The sequence below is a fragment of the Novosphingobium sp. genome (genome assembly GCF_025351285.1).
GTDB lineage: Bacteria > Pseudomonadota > Alphaproteobacteria > Sphingomonadales > Sphingomonadaceae > Novosphingobium.
On the sequence record NZ_JANXWG010000075.1, the window covers coordinates 1 to 21,110 of the forward strand.

The 21,110-nt window shown below is 60.1% G+C and carries 20 protein-coding genes and 1 pseudogene; 11 read left to right on the forward strand and 10 right to left on the reverse strand.

Annotation, left to right across the window (positions count from 1 at the left end):
* Positions 1–103 (forward strand): IS3 family transposase (locus Q0R16_RS19565; RefSeq protein WP_366857042.1); only part of this gene is annotated, 103 nt, incomplete at its 5' end.
* Positions 104–643: 540 nt separating this feature from the next.
* On the opposite strand, the pseudogene Q0R16_RS19570 reads toward Q0R16_RS19565, so the two are convergent.
* From Q0R16_RS19570 to Q0R16_RS08940, 4 genes and pseudogenes are all read right to left on the reverse strand, one after another.
* Positions 644–1,798: pseudogene (locus tag Q0R16_RS19570) on the reverse strand (transporter); the annotation flags it as partial.
* Positions 1,791–2,135: a type IV secretion system protein VirB3 gene (locus Q0R16_RS08930; RefSeq protein ID WP_295635229.1), complete on the reverse strand. Its 345-nt coding sequence runs from the start codon at positions 2,133–2,135 to the stop codon at positions 1,791–1,793. The pseudogene Q0R16_RS19570 and the gene Q0R16_RS08930, both read right to left, overlap by 8 nt.
* A 4-nt stretch (positions 2,136–2,139) precedes the next feature.
* Positions 2,140–2,505, reverse strand: a complete 366-nt coding sequence (locus Q0R16_RS08935) for a TrbC/VirB2 family protein (protein WP_295635232.1) — start codon at positions 2,503–2,505, stop codon at positions 2,140–2,142.
* Complete coding sequence (locus Q0R16_RS08940; RefSeq protein ID WP_295635235.1) at positions 2,502–3,176, reverse strand: lytic transglycosylase domain-containing protein; 675 nt, start codon at positions 3,174–3,176, stop codon at positions 2,502–2,504. The genes Q0R16_RS08935 and Q0R16_RS08940 overlap by 4 nt, the downstream gene beginning before the upstream one ends.
* A gap of 363 nt (positions 3,177–3,539) precedes the next feature.
* Between Q0R16_RS08940 and Q0R16_RS08945 the strand changes: the two genes are divergently transcribed.
* From Q0R16_RS08945 to Q0R16_RS08955, 3 genes are all read left to right on the forward strand, one after another.
* Entirely contained in the window at positions 3,540–4,001 is a 462-nt protein-coding gene (locus tag Q0R16_RS08945; RefSeq protein ID WP_295635239.1) for an Lrp/AsnC family transcriptional regulator, read from the forward strand.
* Between the two features lie 153 nt (positions 4,002–4,154).
* Complete coding sequence (locus tag Q0R16_RS08950) at positions 4,155–4,463, forward strand: helix-turn-helix transcriptional regulator (RefSeq protein WP_295635242.1); 309 nt, start codon at positions 4,155–4,157, stop codon at positions 4,461–4,463.
* Entirely contained in the window at positions 4,460–5,689 is a 1,230-nt protein-coding gene (locus Q0R16_RS08955; RefSeq protein WP_295635246.1) for a type II toxin-antitoxin system HipA family toxin, read from the forward strand. Before Q0R16_RS08950 ends, Q0R16_RS08955 begins: the two co-directional genes overlap by 4 nt.
* Before the next feature lie 748 nt (positions 5,690–6,437).
* Here the strand turns inward: Q0R16_RS08955 and Q0R16_RS08960 are convergent.
* From Q0R16_RS08960 to Q0R16_RS08980, 5 genes are all read right to left on the reverse strand, one after another.
* The gene (locus Q0R16_RS08960) at positions 6,438–7,355 is read right to left on the reverse strand and encodes a glutaminase (RefSeq protein ID WP_295635250.1); all 918 of its coding nucleotides are present in this window, start codon (positions 7,353–7,355) and stop codon (positions 6,438–6,440) included.
* 9 nt (positions 7,356–7,364) lie between these two features.
* The gene (locus Q0R16_RS08965) at positions 7,365–8,810 is read right to left on the reverse strand and encodes an amino acid permease (protein WP_295635253.1); all 1,446 of its coding nucleotides are present in this window, start codon (positions 8,808–8,810) and stop codon (positions 7,365–7,367) included.
* Positions 8,807–9,790 carry a dipeptide epimerase gene (locus tag Q0R16_RS08970; RefSeq protein ID WP_295635256.1) on the reverse strand — a complete coding sequence of 328 codons (984 nt, stop codon included), beginning with the start codon at positions 9,788–9,790 and terminating at the stop codon, positions 8,807–8,809. The genes Q0R16_RS08965 and Q0R16_RS08970 overlap by 4 nt, the downstream gene beginning before the upstream one ends.
* Positions 9,787–10,794: a DUF1611 domain-containing protein gene (locus Q0R16_RS08975; protein ID WP_295635259.1), complete on the reverse strand. Its 1,008-nt coding sequence runs from the start codon at positions 10,792–10,794 to the stop codon at positions 9,787–9,789. Before Q0R16_RS08975 ends, Q0R16_RS08970 begins: the two co-directional genes overlap by 4 nt.
* Before the next feature lie 89 nt (positions 10,795–10,883).
* Positions 10,884–11,906, reverse strand: coding sequence for a helix-turn-helix domain-containing protein (locus Q0R16_RS08980; RefSeq protein WP_295635262.1), 1,023 nt, complete (start codon positions 11,904–11,906; stop codon positions 10,884–10,886).
* Positions 11,907–12,231: 325 nt separating this feature from the next.
* On the opposite strand from Q0R16_RS08980, the gene Q0R16_RS08985 reads away from it, so the two are divergent.
* The 4 genes from Q0R16_RS08985 to Q0R16_RS09000 all read left to right on the forward strand — a co-directional run bounded on the left by Q0R16_RS08985 (position 12,232) and on the right by Q0R16_RS09000 (position 17,934).
* Positions 12,232–14,922 (forward strand): TonB-dependent receptor, encoded by a 2,691-nt coding sequence (locus Q0R16_RS08985; protein ID WP_295635263.1) that lies wholly within the window; start codon positions 12,232–12,234, stop codon positions 14,920–14,922.
* A 495-nt stretch (positions 14,923–15,417) separates the two neighbouring features.
* Positions 15,418–15,843, forward strand: a complete 426-nt coding sequence (locus Q0R16_RS08990) for a rubrerythrin family protein (protein ID WP_295635264.1) — start codon at positions 15,418–15,420, stop codon at positions 15,841–15,843.
* Between the two features lie 139 nt (positions 15,844–15,982).
* Entirely contained in the window at positions 15,983–17,308 is a 1,326-nt protein-coding gene (locus tag Q0R16_RS08995) for a heterodisulfide reductase-related iron-sulfur binding cluster (protein WP_295635265.1), read from the forward strand.
* A gap of 26 nt (positions 17,309–17,334) precedes the next feature.
* On the forward strand, positions 17,335–17,934 hold the full coding sequence (locus Q0R16_RS09000; protein WP_295635266.1) for a DUF3501 family protein: 600 nt from the start codon (positions 17,335–17,337) through the stop codon (positions 17,932–17,934).
* An 81-nt stretch (positions 17,935–18,015) separates the two neighbouring features.
* On the opposite strand, the gene Q0R16_RS09005 is transcribed toward Q0R16_RS09000, so the two are convergent.
* The gene (locus Q0R16_RS09005) at positions 18,016–18,576 is read right to left on the reverse strand and encodes a hypothetical protein (protein ID WP_295635267.1); all 561 of its coding nucleotides are present in this window, start codon (positions 18,574–18,576) and stop codon (positions 18,016–18,018) included.
* 127 nt (positions 18,577–18,703) lie between these two features.
* Between Q0R16_RS09005 and radA the strand changes: the two genes are divergently transcribed.
* From radA to Q0R16_RS09020, 3 genes are read left to right on the forward strand one after another with little or no spacing between them, the layout of a single operon-like run.
* Positions 18,704–20,071, forward strand: coding sequence for a DNA repair protein RadA (gene radA / locus Q0R16_RS09010; RefSeq protein ID WP_295635268.1), 1,368 nt, complete (start codon positions 18,704–18,706; stop codon positions 20,069–20,071).
* An 11-nt stretch (positions 20,072–20,082) separates the two neighbouring features.
* On the forward strand, positions 20,083–20,637 hold the full coding sequence (locus Q0R16_RS09015) for a CvpA family protein (RefSeq protein WP_295635270.1): 555 nt from the start codon (positions 20,083–20,085) through the stop codon (positions 20,635–20,637).
* Positions 20,634–21,059, forward strand: a complete 426-nt coding sequence (locus Q0R16_RS09020; protein WP_295635272.1) for an iron-sulfur cluster assembly scaffold protein — start codon at positions 20,634–20,636, stop codon at positions 21,057–21,059. The genes Q0R16_RS09015 and Q0R16_RS09020 overlap by 4 nt, the downstream gene beginning before the upstream one ends.
* Positions 21,060–21,110: the final 51 nt, after the last annotated feature.

The following is a 21,110-nucleotide window of genomic DNA, read 5'->3' on the forward strand; positions in this document are numbered from 1 at the left end:
GGCAGCGATCTTCCAGTACATCAACGGGTTCTACAACACGCGGCGGCGTCACTCATATCTGGCCGGGATCAGCCCGCTCGCATTCGAGGCCAAGGTGGCATAATGAGATAGGTGACCGGCACGAAACCGTTACAAGTCCAGGGAGTTTCATCACGGCATTGATGCCGTCCTCGATCAGACGTTCCTCCTGCACCGAGATCGGTTTGCCGTCGGCGCGGACGAGCTGGCGGATGAAGATCGAGAGGAAGGTCTTGTCTTCGGCGCGATCGGTCAAGGCTTTGAGCGGTGAAAAGCCCGTGGCGATGCCGTTGTGCAAAGCCAGATAAGTACCGCCGCTGGCTTGGACGAAAATTTGCGCGCCGCGATCCTTGTCGATGAAGATCTGCCGCGCACCGGTCTTTTCGGCCTGCGCCATGAGGAAGTTGAGCAGCACGGTCTTACCGCCGCCCGACGGGCCGATAATCAGCGTATGGCCAAGGTCACCCTTGTGGAAATTGAAGAAATAGGGGCTGCGGGCATTGGTCTTGAGCAAGGCCACCGCATCGCCCCAGTGATTGCCGGTCGCGCTGCCCGCCGGGAATGTATGGAACGGCGCGAAGGCCGCGAAATTGAGCGAAGTGATTGGCGCGGGCCGTGCGCGCCATGCGAAATTGCCGACGAGTTGCGACCAGTAGGCCGCTTCGAGCGCAGCGCCTTCGCGCGCCGCGACCATGCCGGTGTCGGCAAGCGCGGCGCGCGCGACCGACAGATGGTCTCGAAGCGCCTTCATCGAATGGGCATAGACCGCGAGGGTGAAGTGATGATCGCCCAGCACGAAGCGGTTCGACATCAGGTCATCGCCTGCATCGATCAGCGCATCGGCTTGGCTGATAGCTCGGTCGCCCGCGTTTTCCATCTGCGTCATCCTCAGCCGGAACTTCTCCGTTGCCGCCGCGCGCCCAAGGAAGGTGAAGGACTGCGTCAGCACGAACCCGAAATCGACGGACAGCAGAGCCTCGAACTGGCGCGGGGTAGTTTGAGCGGGATATTCGCGAATGCCGAAGATGCCGCCGAATGCCGACGCATCGGCGTCGCGGACTTCGATAGTTTCCGCCCCGAAGATCGTGCGCGAACGGTAGAGCGCGCCGCCTAGATGACCGCGAACGACGGGAACGCGGCGGTGGCGTCCGGTCATCACCATGTCGGCAACTTCCATCGTTTCGGAGAACATCAGGCCGCGATGTTCGTAGATCACGCAGCGCCGTGGCTCGCAGCGTGCCATCAGTTTTTCGAAATCGCAGGCCTTGTCGTCGAGCAGCTCGATCAGCGACTCGTCGATCATCGGGCCTTGCCTGGTTTCACCCGACACCTTGCGCTTGAATAGCTGGATGATCTTGTCGCCGCCCGTGGCGGCTGGACGGATCACCAGCGTCGCAAAGAAGCGGTTGATGAACATCCGTTCGCGGTTGATCCGTCCGAAATAAGCGCGGTCGAGATCGGCGGCGAATCCCGATTTGAAGGCACCGCCGGGATATTGATCGACCCGCATTCTGATCAGATGTGTCCAGATCGACAGCCGTTCGTCATGGAGGTTGCGGAGCATGCCGTTGAGCTTGGTGTGCCAGTCATTGAGATCGCGAATATCGGCGGTCTCAAAGGCGCGGCCTTGCAGCTCGAACGTCAGCATGATGTCGCCGGAATCGAGCGCGACCATCTCTTCGTTGACGTGGCGCGCATAGGGCAGGAATTTTTCCGGGCTCGCCTCGCGTTGTGCCACCTTGAGCGGCACCGCGTTACTGGGGGCGAGCAGCCTAGACATGACGCCCGAAGCCTTTGCGGCGCAGGCCCGAGAGCGGCAGCGGCGAATAGCTGCTGCCGCCCCAGAACGCCCGATTGCGATTTCCCGCCTTGGTCCGGCCCCACAGGAACAGCAGGCGGAAGGCATTGACGTCGTGCCGGACGATCAGCCGCGAGATCGAATAGCCGAACACGACGACCAGTGCCGCATAGATCGGACTGTTGCTCCAGATCAGCACCGACGCGCTCGAAATCAGCAGCAACACGGCTGCCTCGATCGGAATGCCCGCCCACAGTGCCGGACGTGTCACCGCGAGGAACAGCGTGTTCTTGGTCAGGGTTTCGGCGTCGTCGGTCATAGTTTTATCCCGCAATCGCGCCGACGATGGCGTCAGCCGAAAACACGATGGCAATGCCGATGATCACGGTGACGAGCACTGCCGTCGAAGCCCGTCCAGTGAACCAGAGCAAGCCAGTGACGATGACGGCGATGACGGCCAGAGTGCGGAGCAGAGTCGACGATAGCAGGGCACGTACCTTGCTGGCGAAGCTCTCCAGATTTTGTGCATAGGCGGGATCAGGGTTGGCGAGCGTCACGCCCATCGCCACCACCAGCGCAATGCTCCAGATGATCGTGCTTTGCCGGGTCGTGGGCAGGCGATTGAAATTCGCTGTGCATGCGGCGCGCCACGTTCCGATTCCGCGTCCAGCTCTCAGGATAACGTTCACGTGCTGGGCCTTTCGTTATGGGCAAGGGATCGGGTTTCGCGGTCGAAAGCGGCGCGTTCGAAGACGTTCCAGCTCGGCGGCGGTGCAGGGCGCGCCTGGACCGAGGGCGCTTCCGGCGTCGTGTTTTCCGCCATCAACACGGCGCGTTGATCGACCGAAGCCGATGCAGCGGTCGCGAAGAACAGCGGTGCGCTCGTCGCGGCGTTCTGCGCCACGCCGGCGTTACGCTCGACTTTGGCGACATAGCCATTGCGGAAGCCGCGCGTCAGGCTACCCGTATTATACATCGAGAGCGCGACGCGCAGGGCGGTTTGCGGATGGCGTCCGGCACTGACGGCGTTGTACTTGCTGGTGAGAACGCGGCCCAGGGCGGCAACATTGGTGCAGGGGTCGAACACCGTTTCCCATGTCAGACCGAGCCAGCGCATGTTGCGCGAGTTGATCTGGCCAAGGCCAAGATCGACCGAATAGCCTGCTGCGACATAGCGCCGTGCAGTTGTGGCAGCATCGGCGGCGTTTCCTTGGGGCGCGGGTTGTCTTCCGCCGTTGACGTTGAGTGCGAAGGGCTTGCCGCTGCTTTCGGTTTGAATGATCGCCAGCACCGTTTCGGGTGCGACGCTTGGCGCGCATTGCGACGCCAGTGAAAGCAAGGCCGCCGCAGAGTAGGCCATTATACGGCACCGCCCCTTGTGGCGGTATCTGAGCGCGGATGTGCTTGCCCGATCACTTTGAAATACTCCCAAAGCTCTGAGTTAGCGCAGTATTACGCTGCCCGACTATGCAACTATTGGTAGCTGATCAGAGATTGGCTCGACCATGGACTCGCAAAGGCGTTTCCGGTGTTTCGATGCGCCTATCGAAAGCCGTAACGGTCTTTCACCTTCAATCCTGATCCGTGCGGACTGTGTGGTCGTCGCCGGATGGGTTCACTGTCTGCCCGATTCATAGCCTGGCTTTAGATATCTAAGGCAAAAACGAGCATTCGCCTTCGCAATCTCAAGGCCTCGCCGGTGTCAACCAGCTAGGCCTGAGCAATGAATCGAAGCCGTTATGTTATCCGGCAAATCGACAAAACCGATCGAGCCATTATCTCGGCACTGTTCGAAAACGGTAGGATGACCCTCCGCGAACTTGCCGAAGTGATTGACCTGTCCAGCCCTAGCGTGACCGATCGGATCGAGAAGCTGAAAGATGCAGGGGCCATTCAGGGCTACACCGCGATCATCGATCCCAAGGCTTTCGGGCTCAACACCGCAGCCTATGTGCGAATGCGCGCCTTGCCAGGGCAGATAAAGCGGCTGGAGCAATTGCTGATCGACACCCCCGAGGTTGTTGAAGCCGACCATGTCACGGGCGAGGACTGTTTCGTGGTCAGAATGGTGGTGCGTGATGTTCAGGAACTTGAGGCAGTAGTGGGCCGCTTTGTGCTTCTTGCCTCGACGGACACTGCGATCGTGCAATCCACGCCGGTGGTTCGTCGCCTTCCTAAACTATAGGCTGTCCGCGCATTGCCGTGCGTTGAACTCCTATCCCACTGAACCGAGTTGCGCGCTCCTTACTCTATTTGACCGTTTTAATGGACATTAAAGCAATTAACGTCTAATGAAGCGGTCAAGGAGGTTGAGATGCGAACCACGCCACCAATGCCGTTGCCGGTAAAGCGCAGTCTTGCCAAGCTTGGCGCGGACATCAAGGCCGCGCGCCAGCGTCGCCGCATCACGATGGCGCTGATGGCGGAGCGCGCGTTCGTTTCGCGCAGTACGTTGCAAAAGGTCGAGCAGGGCGACCCCGGTGTATCGCTCGGCGTCTATGCCACAGTGCTGTTCATTCTCGGTTTGAGCGAACGGATTGCCGATCTTGCCGACGTAAGCACTGATATCCTCGGCTTACAGCTTGACGAAGAACGGCTGCCGCAGCGGGTGCGGGTCAGCAAGCGTCCAGGCCTGAGGCAACAGTGAGCGACCGCGAACTTCTGGTCTTTGTCGATCTGGCAGGGGTCGCACATTTTGTCGGGCGACTTTGGGCGCGCCGCACGCGCAACCGGGAAAGTGCAACTTTCGAATACGACGCTGGATGGCTCGCCAGTCCGGCGCGCTTCGCGCTCGAACCTGCCTTGATGCTTGGCGGCGGCCCGCTGCATACGCAGCAGGGCCGGGCTTTGTTCGGTGCTTTTGGCGATTCCGCGCCCGATCGCTGGGGCCGTAACCTGATCCAGCGCGCGGAGCGTCGCCGCGCTGCGACAGAGGCACGCGCGCCTCGCAGCTTGGGCGAAGTGGATTACCTCTTGGGGGTTGGTGACATAGCGCGCCAAGGCGCCTTGCGCTTCAAGGAAACGCCTGATGGTCCGTTCCTGGCAAGCGGGGAGGGCGTGAATGTCCCGCCGCTTATTCGTTTGGGCGAGTTGCTGAATGCGGCTATGCGCGTTGCCGCTGATGGTGATGACGAGAATGATCTGCGGCTCATTCTCGCGCCGGGTTCATCGCTAGGCGGCGCGCGCGCCAAAGCCTCTGTGCTGGATCTTCAGGGCCAGCTTTCCATCGCCAAGTTCCCGCAGGCCGACGACCCTTATCCCGTCATGCAATGGGAAGCGGTGTCACTCGACCTTGCGAACCGTGCAGGTATCGAGGTGCCGACGTGGCGGCTGGAGCAAGTCGTCGATCGCACCGCATTGCTGCTGCGCCGGTTCGACCGTGATGGCGAAGCCCGCGTTCCGTTTCTCTCCGCTATGTCGATGTTGGGTGCCGCTGACAACGAAGATCATAGCTATCTGGAGATCGTCGATGCGCTGCGTCAGTTTGGCTCCCAGCCCGAGCGGGACTGCGCGCAATTATGGCGGCGCATCGTCTTCAATATTCTGATTTCCAACACCGACGACCATCTCCGCAATCACGGCTTCCTGTTCGACGGCGCGGGCGGCTGGCGCTTGTCCCCGGCCTACGACATGAACCCGACGCCGCTTGACGTGAAAGCGCGGGTCTTGAGCCTTGCTATCGACGAGGCCGACGACACTGCCTCGCTCGATGTGGCCTTTGGGATGGCACGGCAGTGCGGATTGAAGCTGGCCGTCGCGAAGGAGATCGTCGCGGAGGTTCAGAGCGCGGTCTCGCAATGGCGCAATTGTGCAGCGACGCACGGATTGAACGCCCGTGATGTCACCCGCATGGCTTCGGCATTCGAGCTGTGAGCATCGTCCCGATGATCTCCAGAGTAGCCCATGAGCTAAAGGGTATGGATATTTATGGGTATGATTACGGATACGCCCATCGATATCATCACGCGTGCGACCGCGCCGGAATAAGATCACCGGAGTTTGGAGGGCATTGCGACTACGAATACGATAGGCGCTTCAGTCCAGTTTTTTCAGGCCTCCCTTGCACTAATCCTCGAAAATGCGGGATGATCGCCGTCTCCCCCGAGGCCTTTGCGCCAGCCGTTCCTATAATCGACTGCGTCTTGGTATCATTAGAATTGCGGTTCCTGATGCACGCACGCAGCAGCCTGTCTCAACCTCAAAGGTCGTTCAAGGGGACAAGAAGCAAGCCAAAGAGGGGAATGCCGAAGCGGCAAAAGGTAGACTAAAATGTCGCGTCTGATTAAGGTCGAGAGGAGCGTCAGCCACGTCCAATTATTTGTGGGAAAGCCTTACACATGTCTTACATACTTACACAAAACCTTACACAAAAATCCAATTTTTGAGATTTTATCGTTTAATATCAAACACTTAAGGTAGTCTCGACCTACTCAAAATCCACTTCCGTAAGGAGTGTGGGTTCGATCCCCACCGCCCGCACCATTTTTTTTTTGCGAATACCATTTATTGGGTTGACGGGCCGGCTCGATGGCGATGGATATCGTCGAAGCGTGCTCGATAATTGCGGGATGCGATGCTATCCGAGCCAAGCTGAGTAGATCAACGAACAGTCAGCGCGGTTTTAGTCAAACACTGACCAGCCCGTTTGGCGAACCAAGCTTTCGAGTGCGCGTGTTCCTAGGACGCTATTCCCGTGCTCGTTGAGCCCTGGAGACCATACCGCAATTGATGCACACGACGGTGCAATGGCCAGAATGCCGCCCCCCACACCCGACTTTCCGGGCAATCCCACGCGATAGGCGAACTCGCCCGATTGATTGTAATGCCCACATGTCATCATAAGCGCGTTGATTCGGCGTGCGCGCTTTGCGGGTACGACGCGCTTTTGTGTCCTTGGATCGCAGCCCTGTGCCATCAGGAAGCGCCCTGCGAGAGCAAGCTGACGACAAGTCATGGCGATGGCGCAATGATGCGCGTAAACACCAAGCAAATGGTCGACGGGATTGGTCAGGTTGCCAAATGCTCGAAGGTAATTGGCCAGCGCTGCGTTGCGATAGGCCGTCTCGAGCTCGGCCTGCGCCACCCGCTGATCGACGTAGATTGCGTCGCTCTCGGCCAAACTTCGCACGAACTGAAGTATTTCCCCAATTGCCTCACGTGGCCGACGGCCAGCTAGTATCACATCTGAGACCACCATCGCACCAGCGTTCACGAACGGATTGCGAGGCACGCCGCGGTCATTTTCAAGTTGGACAATCGAATTGAACGCCGCGCCTGATGGCTCACGGCCCACCCGGTTCCACAGCTGATCGCCGATGCGGCCGAGCGCAAGAGTGAGGGAAAAGACCTTGGAAATGCTTTGAATTGAAAATGAGACGTCAGCGTCGCCGCCAACATGGAGTGCGCCGTCCGCAGTGGCCACGGCGATTCCGAACCGTTGCGGATCAACGCGACCCAATGGAACGATATAGTCGGCAGGAACACCTCTGTCAGTCTGCTCTGAAATCTCTAAACAAACTTTCGTGACCACCGTTGCCATGTTCACGATTCAAACGGCCATTGATCGCGACGTCTTTGATCTTCGGCGCAACCAGAAGATGGCCAAACCAAGTGTGGTCCAAACAACAAACCGGATCCATGTATCGGCCGGGAGCGTCGCCATAAGACCAAGACAGCTAATCGTGCCGAGGATTGGGAAGGCATCCCCCCACGGCACACGAAACGCGCGCGGCGCGTCAGGTTCGACACGACGCATGACGCTCACGCCGACACACACCGCGACAAACGCGGCGAGCGTTCCAATCGAGGCCAGTTCGCCGAGCAATTGAACAGGCATGAAGGCGGCCGCCAAGCCGACGAGCGCGGAAACAATCATTGTTCCATAGGCTGGCGTGCGCCGTTGCACACTGATGCGCCCGAGCGATGCGGGGAGAAGGCCGTCATGGGCCATCGCCATGAAGATTCGGGTCTGACCATACATCGACACGACGAGAGCGGACGCTAGGCCAGCAATCGCGGCCAAACCCACAAGAAGAGAAAGCTGTTGCAATCCGTCCCCGGCGCGGTTCAGCGCCAGCATGATAGGATTGGCCACATTGAGCTCCCGAAAAGGGACCAGGCCCGTCATAACGAGCGCCATCGCTACGTAGAGAACCGCACAAATTGCCAGTGTGGCAAGCAAACCGATTGGCAAATCGCGCTTAGGATCGCGTGACTCCTGCGCAGCCGTGGAGATCATGTCGAAGCCAACAAATGCGAAGAACACAACACCCGCGCCACGAAGCACGCCACTCAAGCCAAAATGGCCAAAGGTCCCTTGGTTTGGTGGAACGAAGGGGTGCCACAAAGTTGGACGCACGTGCGACGCAGCAAGGCCAATGACAAGCAAGATCACCAAGACCTTGACCATCGTAAGGCTCGCGTTCAGCCACGCCGATTCGCGGATCCCTCGCCAAAGCGTCAGCCCCACGATTGAAACAATGGCAATTGCGGGAAGATTAATCCCGACGCCCTTGATGCCGATCCCGTGTATCGGATCAAACACGATTGGAGCGCTTGAAAATTGCTCAGGCAGAGGCAGGCCAATCGCGTTTAGAACACCGCAAAAATAACCTGACCAGCCAACTGCGACAGTCGCCGCCGAGAACAAATATTCGAGTATCAGTGACCATCCAATCATCCAAGCCGGAAAAAGCCCTAGCGATCGATATACGTACAGATACGCGCTGCCGCCTTCGTCCGACATCGATGCAAATTCGCTGTAGCAAAGGGCAGCGCAACCGCAGGCAAGGGCGGCAAGCACATAAGATACGGCCACCGCAGGCCCGGCGTAGTTCGCGGCCACGGTTCCCGAAAGCACGAAAATGCCGGCACCGATTGTGCCACCCACGCCCATAAAGGTGAGGTGCCAAGGGCCGAGGTGGCGTCGCAAGGCGATGCGTCCAGGCTGTGGCGATGACAAGGGCTTGCGGCTGAAGAGGTTAGTCCGGTTCATCCCCACAACTCCTGATTCAGCGGGTTGGAGACGTGCCCATTTCGATATTCAAAGCCACCCGCAATGTCCGTTTGTTGGAGCAATGGTCCGTCCAGATCGACGAAGTCGCACAACTGGGCCAGCACCATCGCCGGCGCCATAGAAAGCGAAGAGCCGCCCATGCAGCCCACCATCAAGCCGAAGCCTTTCAACCTCGCCGCCCGTGCCAGAGCTAGGCCAGACGTCAGGCCACCGCACTTGTCCAGCTTGATGTTGATCACTGCAAACCGACCGGACGCCAGGGCGAGGTCATCAATGTCATCGACCAGTTCGTCAGCGCAAAGGGGGATCGGGCATCTCCAGCCGTCCAAGCCGTCCTCCGCGCCGACAGGTATGGGCTGTTCGATCAAAATCACGCCGTAATCTGCCAGGGCGGGCGCCCAAGACTTGAGCTTATCGATACTCCAGCTTTGATTCGGATCGACAATAATCTCGGCGGTCGGCGCACCGCGTCGCACTGCTGCTAGTGCTGCAAAAGGTTCTGATCCGTCGAGTTTGATCTTGAGAACAGGGTAATGACAAAGGCGCCTCGCCGTTGCTTCGTATTGGGCGAGCGAGCGGATTCCGATCGTACAAGCGGTTGTCACCGGCTCTGGCGACACGCCGGCCATCGTAAATGCATCCGTGTTGCCAGATTTCGCCTCAAGATCCCAAAGCGCGGCGTCCACCAAATGACGAGCGCCGCCGCTTGACAGTAGATCGGGCAAATCTTCGCGCCGCGCGCCATGCTGAATGTGCACCTGAGCCTGCGCGAGTTCGTCCTCCATTGCTTCAATGGTATCGCCTGAATAATAGACGCCACACGCCTCGCCACGACCCTTAAAGCCACCCATCCTGGACAGCGTCATCTGAAGGGCCGGCTGGCAGGTCTGGGTTCCACGTGAGACGGTAAAGGGTTCGGCAAGGGGCCAGTCGACGCGCGACACACTTGCAGCGATCATATCGTCAACAACTCATCCAGAAGCGCATCGAGACCAAAGCGTAACGGATCGCAAACGGGCAGGCCGAGCGGAGCAAGCGCGTGAGCTGCGGCGCTTGCATCTCGCTCGTTCATGCCGTGCGTGTTGAGACTGATGCCGACAAAACGGGCAGCAGGATTGGTCCGGCGTGCCAAAGGCAGATAGCCCGCAATCGCGTCCGGAACCGAAGGAAGCGGGTAATCAGGATACCAATTAGTGACGGAGCGCCGGGGATCGTGACATAAGACGAGCGCGTCAGGTTGACTTCCGTGAAGTAACCCTAGGGTTACGCCAGCGTAAGCGGGATGCCAAAGCGCACCTTGACCTTCAATGACGTCCCAGTGATGCGGCGACGCATCGGGCGACAGTGCTTCCGCTGCACCGGCGACAAAGTCCGCGACGACCGCATCGATCGCAATACCGTCACCGGCAATCATGATGCCTGTTTGTCCGGTAGCCCGAAAGGTCGCATCCACGCTTCGTTCCTGAAGGCGGCGGGCAATCGCGAGGGCAGTGTATTTCTTGCCGAGAGCGCAGTCAGTGCCAACCATGATGACACGTTTGCCCGAACGTTTCCGGCCAGTTGCAATTTCAAATGAACGATCGGCATGACGCACATTGTGAAGTCGCCGACCGTGTTGTTTTGCGGCTTCAGCAATCACTGCTGTATCCTCCAGCCGAACATGCAGACCGCTGACCAGATCTAGTCCTGCCTCCAGTGCCGTTAAAAGAAATGGTATCCACGTTTGTTCAATCGCCCCGCCGACCGGAGAGACGCCTATCAGCAGGGATCGCGCACCCGCCGAAAAGGCTTCGTCGGGACCCATGTCGGGCAGGCCCAGCGTTATATGCGTCGCGTTTCGCCACTGCCCCACGCAATCGGCCTCGGCCCACTCCTTCACGCCTATACCCGTCTTGCATTCCGCAATATCCGCAGCGTTGCCCAGAAAGACGAGATATGGTTTTCTTATAGTTGCGATCGCCATGGTGTCCTCGTGAAATCAGGACCGCCATGTTCCACGGCACTCGACAGCAAGATTGAATGATTAGGCCGAACTTTTGTATGCTCGAGACTCTAATTCAGTTTCCGCAGTGCCCCGGGGGTTACGCCATATTCGCGCCCAAACATGCGAATGAAGTGCGCACAATCGGCAAAGCCGATCCGCAACGCAATCTCGGTCACACTTTCGGACGAATTTTGCAGCAACCATCGACCGTATCGTAGCCGTGCCTTTCGAATGAACTCTGCCGGCGCCAAGCCGAATTCGTCGTCAAACATGCGGGCGAGATGACGGCGGCTTACGTTTAATTCGTTCGCCAGCCACTGTAACGATATAGGTCGGACCAACGACTGTTCCACCAGAAAAACGGCACGACGTAGACGTGGATCGGCCACGTGCGTGTAGCCTAGTGCTTGCGAGACCGCGACGGGAGCCGCGTCTGCCTTGTTGGGAACGGACATCTGATGAATGACCTTCGTCGCGCGATCAGGGCCGCAATGGCGGCGGATCAGTTCGCTGGTCAGAGTGATGATTGAAATGCCGCCGGCACAAGTCAGGACGTCGCCGTCGTCGACATAATCGAGGTCGGCAAAGGCACGGACTTTTGGAAACCGCTCCTTGAATTCGGCTAGATGGTAAGAATGAAGGCATGCGCGTCGTCCGTCGAGCAGGCTTTCCTCAGCGAGTATGAAGCTTCCCGTACAGATACCGATCAGCGGAATTTTGGCTTCACGCGCTCGCCGCAAATAGGCGCGGCCCTGGGCGGGACCGGATGCGAGACTACGGACAAGGCCACCAATCACGGCAACATAATCGAATTGCCCGGGATCTCGATATTCTTCGTCGGGGCGAACGTTGACCCCCGCGCTCGAAAGGATCGAAAGGCGCGGGTCAGGCGCCATGATTGACCAGTTACACCGCAACTTCTGGCTGTTGTCGCCGACATCGGCCGCGTGCCGCAAGGCATCGACCAACCCCGAAAGCGACAACAAAGGAAATTCAGGCCATAATAGAAGCCCAATGTTGAGGTCAGGCCGATGCTGACCGCTCGCGGGAAGGCGATCGATCTGTTCAATAAGGGGGCGGCCAGCTGTCATCGCACAAGCCCCTCGCGCCATTCCCTTGATGTGAGGACGGCGCGGATCAGCCCTATCCGGCAAGGTTCAACGAAGTCAGTCGTCAGCCGTTTGATCGCCCCGTGCTCCCGATGTCACTGTAGCTGAGGGGTGCCAGCCTAGCAGGGTCGTGGACGCTACGCATCGCGCAAACAGAGCGAAGACACGCATGTTATGCAATCTGACCAATTTGTTCAATCGTGCCGGCCGGTTTTGGCATCTTTTACAAGCTCGGGACCGGCCAAGCTGCAACGCCTTATCGGCGAACTGGTCCCCCCACGAAAAAAATTCCAGACAGGGGGTTCTCATGACGACAACGAAAAAAGATTGGTCAACCGCCACGTCGGTGCGATCGTCCGGCGTTCTCAATCGGCGCAGTATCGCGCTTGCCACAACTGCCACTGCAACTGCTATGTCCGTTCTTCTTGCCACACCGTCGTTTGCTCAGGACGCTGCGTCAGAAGGGGCCAAAAGCGATAGCGGCGATATTCTCGTGATCGGCACACGCCGAACTGACCGGTCGTCGACGAACTCTGCATCACCTGTTGATGTCATCGGGACACAAGAGCTTTCTACGCAAGCGGCATCGAACCTGCTGGACGTGATCAAAAATATTGTGCCGTCGCTTTACGTGCCCGCGAATGCAATCTCGGACGCTTCAAGCTTCGTGCGGTCACCCTCGCTGCGCGGTCTTCCAGCCGATAATGTGCTAGTTATGATCGGTGGCAAGCGGCTCAACCGTTCCGCCCTGGTTCAGGTCTATTCCGGTGGCGACACTGGCCTCGGCTATGGTTCGCAAGGCGCTGACATTAGTTCGATCCCGTCGATCGCAATCAACAACCTACAGGTTTTGCGCGATGGTGCGACCGCCCAATACGGTTCGGACGCCATTGCGGGCGTTATGAACTATGGTATCCGCAGCGAGAACCATGGGATCGAAGTCCAGGGTCGCTATGGCCAGTATTTCCGCTATGGAGACGGCAAGAGTTACCAGATCGCCGCCAACGCCGGGTTTGGCTTGGGCGAACGCGCGTTTATCAACGTTTCGGGCGAATTTTATGACGACGGCCAAACCAGCCGCGGCGTAACTCGGCCGACTGCGGTTGCGTATGAAAAAAACAACCCGTCAAGCGCTGCGCAGTTGCCCTTTTATCCGCTGCCTGCACAGATTTGGGGTAATTCGCCCAGCCGTGGCTGGAAAATCCTGTTCAATAGCGAACTGGAGCTTTCGGACACGGCCAAATTCTATGTGATCGGCAACGCCGCGCGCAGCAAAACCAGCGAGAGCTTCAATTATCGCGCTTCCGCCACAGCGTTTCTCGACCCGTCCGGGACGACGTTGCACGCCACGCGCCAACCGGGTGATATCGTGCTGTGCCCGCGTTCATTCCTGAATTACAACCCGGTTGCCGGTGCCGACGTCAATGGCTGCGCAACGATCCAGGACCCGTATTTTCTCAGTCTTTATCCGGCAGGGTTCACGCCGATCTTTGTCGGGGTCGTCACCCAGCTTTGGGGCGTGGCCGGCATAAAGGGCGCCTTCGGCGAACTGACATACGATCTTTCGGTATCGAGCAGCCGCAACACGCTTGATCTCAGCATGTATAATTCGCTTACGACGGCGTTCAGCCCGAACAACCCGGCGTCCGCAGCGCCCTATAACGGGCCGAGTCAGACCCGCTTCGATTTCGGTCGGCAGGCGCAAAAGGAAACCAATGCCAGTCTCGACCTCACTTATCCGGTAGAAGTGGGCTTCGCCAAGCCCGTGACGCTGTCGGCAGGCTTTGAGTATCGCAAAGAAACCTATCAGCTGACCGTCTCGGATTTCCAAGCCTACGCTCAGGGCGGCGCCTCTGGCTATGGCGGAGTCAGTCCTGCTCAGGCCGGGACCTGGAGCCAAAATAACGTTGCCGTCTACGCGGGTGCCGAAACTGACATCCTGCCGAACTGGACGGTTGGCATTGCGGGCCGGTATGAGCACTATAACACCTTCGGCGCTGCGACCGTCGGCAAAATCAACACCCGCTTTGAATTTATCCCGGGCTATGCCATCCGCGCCACGTTCGGGACAGGCTTCCACGCGCCTTCGCCGGGCCAGCAGCATAATTCGACCCTGACCACCAATTTCATTGCCGGTCAGGCGATCCAGACCGGAACCTTCCCCGTCGATAGCCCAATTTCGCGGCTCTACGGTGCCAAGCCGCTCACTCCTGAAAAATCGACCAACTTCGGGGTCGGCTTTACGGCCGAGCCGGCGCGAGGGTTGACCTTCACCATCGACTATTACAACATCAAGGTGCGCGACAAAATCTTCATTTCCCAAGCGTTTCCGGTTGCTGATGCGCTGCACCCGGATGGCACGATTACCGCCGCGGACATTCTTGCTAACCCAGTTTTATCCGCCGTCGGCGTCGGCGGCCAAGTCGGCTATTTCACTAATGGCTTGTCCACGCGTACCCAAGGTGTCGACGTGGTCGCAACTTACGCCACGAACGCCCTCGGCGGTAAGCTGAACCTCTCGCTTGCCTACAACCACACCAATAACAAAGTGATCAAGGCGAATGCCAATGTGATCAGCGGCGCTCAGATCACCAATATCGATAATCTGGCGCCGCACGACGTCGTACATTTAACAGCGAGCTATTCGAACGGCCCATTCAGTCTAACTGCTCGAGAGAATTATTATGGCTCTTGGGTCAACGCGACCGACTACGGCAACACGGCCGGCAATGCAGGAGCGAACGGCGGGCCGCTGCAACACTTCGGTGACAAAGCTACCACCGATCTTGACCTGACCTACAAAGTATCCGACCAAATGGCGATCACCGTGGGGGCGAACAATCTGTTCAACACTTTCCCTGACAGGTTGAATAAGAACTCGACTCCGATATTCCCAGTGGTCGGCGGGAGCGCCGACGGCCAGGTCTTTCCGCGTAACGGCGGGCCGTTCGGCCTCAGCGGTGGGCTCTGGTATGCCCGTATCAAGATTAACTACTGATCGCGGGTCAACGACCTCTGAATTGACAACCGGGCGGGCAAGCTAGTGGCTTGCCCGCCTTTTTGCGTCGATGGGCCAAAGCGATTTCCGCACAAAACAGGCTTGGCGCGAGCACGGAACGTTATCCAGACAAGCTTCGACGCCAGACCGCGATCGCCGTTTCTAGCGGGCAGGGGCCCGCAACCCCGCGGACGATGGACGAGAAGTTACACAAACACTTACACAGTTTTAACTTGCCAGAGAAATAGTAATGTGTTATCAACAAATTACGGTTGTCTCGTCCCACTCAAAATCGAATTTCGCAAGAAGTGCCCGTTCGAGTCGGGCCAGGGGCACCATTTCCAAAGTCGACTTGCCAATCGCCCGATCGCACCGATCGGGCGGTATTGATCGACCAATCCGATGACCGGTTGCGAAAATTTCCGGTGGCTATCGCGCGACCGACCGCGCAAAGTCTGCTCTCAAGAACTGCTTCACGAGAGAGGAGTACGCAACATGGAACTCAAGGGCTCGAAGACCGAGGAAAACCTCAAGGCCGCGTTTGCCGGCGAAAGCCAGGCCAACCGTCGCTACCTCTATTTCGCACAGAAGGCCGACATCGAAGGCCACAACGACGTCGCCGCGGTGTTCCGCTCGACCGCAGAGGGTGAAACCGGCCACGCGCACGGCCATCTCGAATACCTGGAGGAAAGCGGCGATCCGGCCACCGGCCTGCCGATCGGCGATACCGTTGCAAACCTCAAGGCATCGATCGCGGGCGAAACCCACGAATATACCGACATGTACCCCGGCATGGCCAAGTCGGCGCGCGAAGAAGGTTTCGACGAAATCGCCGACTGGTTCGAAACGCTTGCCAAGGCCGAAAAAAGCCACGCCGGCAAGTTCCAGAAGACGCTCGACACGGTGCTGGCTGACGCCTGACTCAGTCAACGACGGCGGTTTATCCCGTTCGTCCTGAGCTTGTCGAAGGACTGCTTTTTCTTTGGGCCACAGTTCGGGTTCGAAAAAGCACAGCCCTTCGACAGGCTCAGGGCGAACGGAGTTTTGGGATAGCTTGTAGATGGAAGGCAGCCTCGAAGCCCCGACCCGCCATGTAATCCCGTGGCGCGAGGAATCGTGGTATGACGAACCCGCGCTAGAGGCTGAATTGCGCCGGGTGTTCGATGTGTGCCACGGCTGCCGGCGCTGCTTCAACTTGTGCGACAGCTTCCCGATCCTGTTCGACGCGATCGATGAAAGCCCGAACGAAGAGGTCGACGACCTGACGCCGGTGCAGTTGAAGGCGGTCGTCGACGCCTGCACGCTGTGCGACATGTGCTTCATGACGAAGTGCCCTTACGTGCCTCCGCATGCCTTCGATCTCGATTTCCCGCACCTGATACTGCGCCACCGCGCGGTTGGCCATCGCAAGGGCGAAACGTCGCTGGCCGATAGTCAACTGGCGAAGATGGACCGCAACGGTGCGCTCGGTACAGTCGGTTCGGGACTGGCCAACTGGGCGAGCGGACAGGGCAATGCGCTGACCCGCCCGCTGCTCCAGGCCACGCTCGGCATCGACAAGCGCGCGCATTTGCCCGCCTTCGCCGCCACGCCGCTGACCAGACGCGCGCCGGTGATCGTGCCTGCCGCCAATCCCGACGCGCCCGCATTCGGCCGCAAGGTCCTGCTCTATGCCGGCTGCCACGATGAATTCAACGATGCCACGCCGGGCGAAGCGGCGATGAAAGTGCTCGCGCACAACGGCGTCACCGTGCGGATCGAGCATCCCGATTGCTGCGCGATGCCCAGCCTGGAAAACGGCGACATGGCGGCGGTTGCCTCGGCGGCGCAACGTATCTCCGCGTTCTTCGCGCCGCTGATTGCCGATGGCTGGGACATCGTTCCCTTGACCACGAGTTGCGCGCTGATGCTCAAGTTCGAATGGCCGCTGATCGAGCCCGACAACGCCGATGTCGCCACGCTCTCGCGCCACAGCTTCGACGTGGCCGAATACATCGTCGCGTTGGCGAAATCGCCGGGGCTGTTGCCGGTCGAAGCAATGCCGGCCACCATCGGCGTCCACTTCGCTTGCCATGCCCGCGCGCAGAACATGGGGCCCAAGGCGCTCGAAATGCTGCGGCTGATCCCGCAAGCCAAGCCGATGCTGACCGAACGCTGTTCGGGCCATGGCGGCAAGTGGGGCATCTTTGCCGAGAATTTCGACCGTGCGGTCAAGATCGGCAAGCCGACCGCGCGCGCGATCGCCAAGAATAAACCCGATATCATCGTATCCGAATGCCCGCTCGCCGGCCCGCATTTGCGCCAGGTTATCGCCGCCAATGGCGACACCCCGCCCGACCGGATCGGCCACCCGGTCGAAGTGGTGGCCCGCGCTTACGGACTTTGACTCCGCAGAACTTTCGAAAGATCCCGATGCCCCGCGACCAGCGCACGATCACCGCAGCCGACATTCTTACGCTCGATCAGTACAATCTGATCCGCGCCGACAAACGCCAGGAATCGCTGTTGCGCAAGACGCTGACCCGCGTCCACGTTGGCCCCAATGCCACCGCGATCTTCGAGACCTGGGACAGCATGTGGTTGCAGATCCAGGAAATGCTGCGGATCGAGAAGGGCGGGGCCGCGCAATTGGTCGATGAAATCGCGGCTTACGATCCGATGATCCCCAAGGGCGCCGAGCTGACCGCAACGCTGCTGTTCGAAGTCGAGGACGCGGTCCGCCGCGATGCGTTTCTGCGCAAGATCGGTGGAGTCGAACACCACATCGCCATCCAGTTGGGTTCCGAACGGATCGCCGCGCGCGCCGAGGGCGATGTCCAGCGCACCCGCGAAAGCGATGGCAAGGCCAGCGCAGTGCACTTCTTCCATTTCGACTTCACGCCTGCGCAGATCGCCGCGTGGCAAAGCGGTGACGGCCAGGCGATGCTCGTGATCGATCATCCCGAATATGGCCATGCAGCGCTGTTTTCGGCCGATACGCGAGCATTTCTGGCGCGTCAGTGCTTCGCATGATCCGACCGTGTTTGCGATCTTGCGTCTGAGATATGTCGCCTCCGCGACGGGAAAGCTCAGTCGCCTCCGCGACGGGTGAAATCAGTCGCTTCCGCCCGACCGCGCACGGGATGCAGAAACAAGGCGGTTCATCTGGCCCTGCGTCGGCGCCCCAGGACCGGGGCTGCCACTTGTTCCGCCGCCTTGGCCCATCTGCGGTGATTGGCCCTGCTGCGCCAGTGCCGCCAGATAGCCGGCGCGTTGCGCGGGGGTCATTCGCGCCAGCAAGGCTGGGTCGACTCGCGGCAACGGCCGACGATAATTGAAGGTATTGCTCCTGATGGCGAACCGTCCGTCGTCGGCCGACACCGGATCGATCGGGCCTTCATCGATGCTTGGTGGAGGCGGCGGTGGTGGTGCTCCGCCCGCTCTCACCGGCGATGGGTCTTCGGGCGTACCGTTGAGCACATCCATCTCCGACCGCGGCGCGTGATTCTTTTTGTCCTGCTTCACGGGTTTTGCCGTCATGCCGCCAACCAGTTCACGGTTTTGTTCGCCATTGGCAATGAACGCGATGCTGAGCGAGATGACCAGCGTGAGCGCCGCAAAATGACGGTACATCTTCGGATGGATGCCGAGTACGTGCGAGGAAGGCGCTGCCATGCCCGTTGTCTTGCCGAAACAGGTGTTAAGGATTTGTGAGAACTACAAGCATCGCCGGCGTGGGTTTCAAGCAAAATGGACCCGAACCGCGCTTGTGTTCGGGATATGTTCCGGGTAATCGGCGGGCATGGCCAAGCCCAAACGCCGATATGTCTGCCAGGCCTGCGGGAGCGTGGCGCAACGCTGGCAAGGCCAGTGCGCCGATTGCAGCGAATGGAACACCTTGGTCGAGGACGTGCCGCAAACGGCGTTCGCAGCGCGCCATGATTTGTCGGGCGGCGGACGCCAGGTGGTGTTTGCAGCGCTCGACACACCGGTCGAACTGCCCAAACGGCGCCCGACCGGGCTCGCCGAATTCGACCGCGCGCTGGGTGGTGGCCTGGTTCCGGGGTCCGCGATCCTGATGGGCGGTGATCCGGGCATCGGCAAGTCCACGCTGCTGCTCCAGGCGGTGGCGCGGATCGCGCAAGCCGGGGGGGATGCGGTTTATATCAGCGGGGAGGAAGCCGCCGATCAGGTCCGTTTGCGCGCGGGTAGGTTGGGACTGGGGAACGCGCCGATCCGGCTCGCTGCGGCCACATCGGTGCGCGATATCCTGACCACGCTCGGCACGATGAGCCCGCCCGCGATCGTGGTGATCGATTCGATCCAGACCATGCACTCGGACCAGATCGAAGGCGCGCCGGGCACGGTCAGCCAGGTGCGCGGCTGCGCGTTCGAACTGATCCGCTACGCCAAGGAAAGCGGCGCGGTTGTGGTGCTGGTCGGGCACGTCACCAAGGACGGCACGATCGCCGGCCCGCGCGTGCTCGAACACATGGTCGACGTGGTCATGGCGTTCGAGGGCGAACGCAGCCACCAGTACCGCATCCTGCGCGCGCTCAAGAACCGCTTCGGCGCGGTCGATGAAATCGGCGTGTTCGCGATGGCGGCGGAAGGACTGCAGGAAGTCAGCAACCCATCGATGCTGTTCCTTTCGGGGCGCGACGATCCGGTGCCGGGAAGCGCGGTGTTCCCGGCATTGGAAGGCACGCGGCCGGTGTTGATCGAAATCCAGGCACTGACGGTGCGGTTGCCCAGTGGCGCCACGCCGCGCCGGGCGGTGGTGGGCTGGGACAGCGGGCGGCTGGCGATGCTGCTGGCGGTGCTGGAAGCGCGCTGCGGGCTGAATTTCGCGACGGCCGAAGTCTATCTCAACGTAGCGGGCGGCTACCGCTTGTCCGATCCGGCGGCCGATCTTGCGGTGGCGGCGGCGCTGGTATCGGCGCTGGCCGACAAGCCACTGCCGCAACGCTCGGTGTGGTTCGGAGAAGTGTCGCTGGCGGGCGAGGTGCGGCCGGTCGCTCACGCACCGCTGCGGTTGAAGGAAGCCGCCAAACTGGGTTTCACATCGGCCTGCGGTCCCGATCCGGCGGGTGAAGCCGTGCCTGGTTTGCGCTATTCTGCGCTGCGGTTGTTGCCAAATCTCGTTGACCGCGTGATCGGCCAGACGTAGCGCAACAAGCCATGACCGGCTTTGACTATGTTGTCCTGATCATCATCGGCGTCGGCGCGATCGGCGGGTTTTTTCGCGGGTTCGTCGCCGAAATGCTCGCGCTCGCCGCATGGGGTCTGGCGCTGCTGGCGATCCACTGGTTCCACGAACCGCTGACCGCGCAACTCAGCCTTTATCTGCCGACCGATACCGGCGCGGGCATCCTGGCTTTCGCACTGCTGATGCTGGTGCCTTACGCTGCAACCAAGCTGATCACCGCGCAAGTGGGTTCGGCAACGCGCAATTCGCTGCTGGGCCCGGTCGATCGGCTGCTGGGCTTCGGGTTCGGCGGGGTAAAGGGCATGATCGTGACGGTGCTGGGCTTTTCGGTCATGGTGTTCGGGTATGACGTCGTGTGGGGTGCAGCCGGCCGGCCGTCGTGGATCTCGCAGGCGCGGGTCTACCCCGTACTCAACGCTGCCAGCGAAGAAGCAGTTGCGCTGATCGCGGAGCGTCGCAGCGCCGCGAAGGCCGCCACCAAAGCGCCCAAGGGCACCCGTTCCGAAACCGCAGACCGCACCCCATGACCGAGACAAGACCGGTGCGGACTCTGTATACCCCCGAAATGCTCGCACTGGCGACGCAGCTGGGCGAATTCCGCTGGGACGATACGCTGCCATTGCGCGGCGAGGCGCGGTCGCGCAGTTGTGGCAGCCGCATCGAACTGGCCTTGGCAATAGACCGTGATGGCCGGATTTCCGCGCTGGGGCTGCGTCCGCACGCTTGCGCGGTCGGCCAGGCGGCGGCGTCGCTGTTCGCGCAATCGGCTCAGGGGAGAACCGCTGCCGAACTGGCCGAAGGCTGCGTTGCGCTCACCGCCTGGCTGAACAACGAAGGCGAAGTTCCGGACTGGCCGGGCATTGCGGTGCTGGAACCAGCGCGTGCCTTTCCGGCGCGCCACGCCGCTATCCTGCTTGCCTGGGAAGCCGCGCTGGTCGCATTGGCCTGAATCCGCAGCTTCGCGGCCCTTTCGCCCCGCCAATGTCTTCGCTAGAGCGGC

Excerpts from the sequence above, each read along its gene's own strand:
- Q0R16_RS08930 (WP_295635229.1), bottom strand. The coding sequence starts at position 2,135 with ATGACCGACGACGCCGAAACCCTGACCAAGAACACGCTGTTCCTCGCG.
- Q0R16_RS08940 (WP_295635235.1), bottom strand. The coding sequence starts at position 3,176 with ATGGCCTACTCTGCGGCGGCCTTGCTTTCACTGGCGTCGCAATGCGCG.
- Q0R16_RS08945 (WP_295635239.1), top strand. The coding sequence starts at position 3,540 with ATGAATCGAAGCCGTTATGTTATCCGGCAAATCGACAAAACCGATCGA.
- Q0R16_RS08960 (WP_295635250.1), bottom strand. The coding sequence starts at position 7,355 with ATGGCAACGGTGGTCACGAAAGTTTGTTTAGAGATTTCAGAGCAGACT.
- Q0R16_RS08965 (WP_295635253.1), bottom strand. The coding sequence starts at position 8,810 with ATGAACCGGACTAACCTCTTCAGCCGCAAGCCCTTGTCATCGCCACAG.
- Q0R16_RS08970 (WP_295635256.1), bottom strand. The coding sequence starts at position 9,790 with ATGATCGCTGCAAGTGTGTCGCGCGTCGACTGGCCCCTTGCCGAACCC.
- Q0R16_RS08975 (WP_295635259.1), bottom strand. The coding sequence starts at position 10,794 with ATGGCGATCGCAACTATAAGAAAACCATATCTCGTCTTTCTGGGCAAC.
- Q0R16_RS08980 (WP_295635262.1), bottom strand. The coding sequence starts at position 11,906 with ATGACAGCTGGCCGCCCCCTTATTGAACAGATCGATCGCCTTCCCGCG.
- Q0R16_RS08985 (WP_295635263.1), top strand. The coding sequence starts at position 12,232 with ATGACGACAACGAAAAAAGATTGGTCAACCGCCACGTCGGTGCGATCG.
- Q0R16_RS08990 (WP_295635264.1), top strand. The coding sequence starts at position 15,418 with ATGGAACTCAAGGGCTCGAAGACCGAGGAAAACCTCAAGGCCGCGTTT.
- Q0R16_RS08995 (WP_295635265.1), top strand. The coding sequence starts at position 15,983 with ATGGAAGGCAGCCTCGAAGCCCCGACCCGCCATGTAATCCCGTGGCGC.
- Q0R16_RS09000 (WP_295635266.1), top strand. The coding sequence starts at position 17,335 with ATGCCCCGCGACCAGCGCACGATCACCGCAGCCGACATTCTTACGCTC.
- Q0R16_RS09005 (WP_295635267.1), bottom strand. The coding sequence starts at position 18,576 with ATGGCAGCGCCTTCCTCGCACGTACTCGGCATCCATCCGAAGATGTAC.
- radA (WP_295635268.1), top strand. The coding sequence starts at position 18,704 with ATGGCCAAGCCCAAACGCCGATATGTCTGCCAGGCCTGCGGGAGCGTG.
- Q0R16_RS09015 (WP_295635270.1), top strand. The coding sequence starts at position 20,083 with ATGACCGGCTTTGACTATGTTGTCCTGATCATCATCGGCGTCGGCGCG.
- Q0R16_RS09020 (WP_295635272.1), top strand. The coding sequence starts at position 20,634 with ATGACCGAGACAAGACCGGTGCGGACTCTGTATACCCCCGAAATGCTC.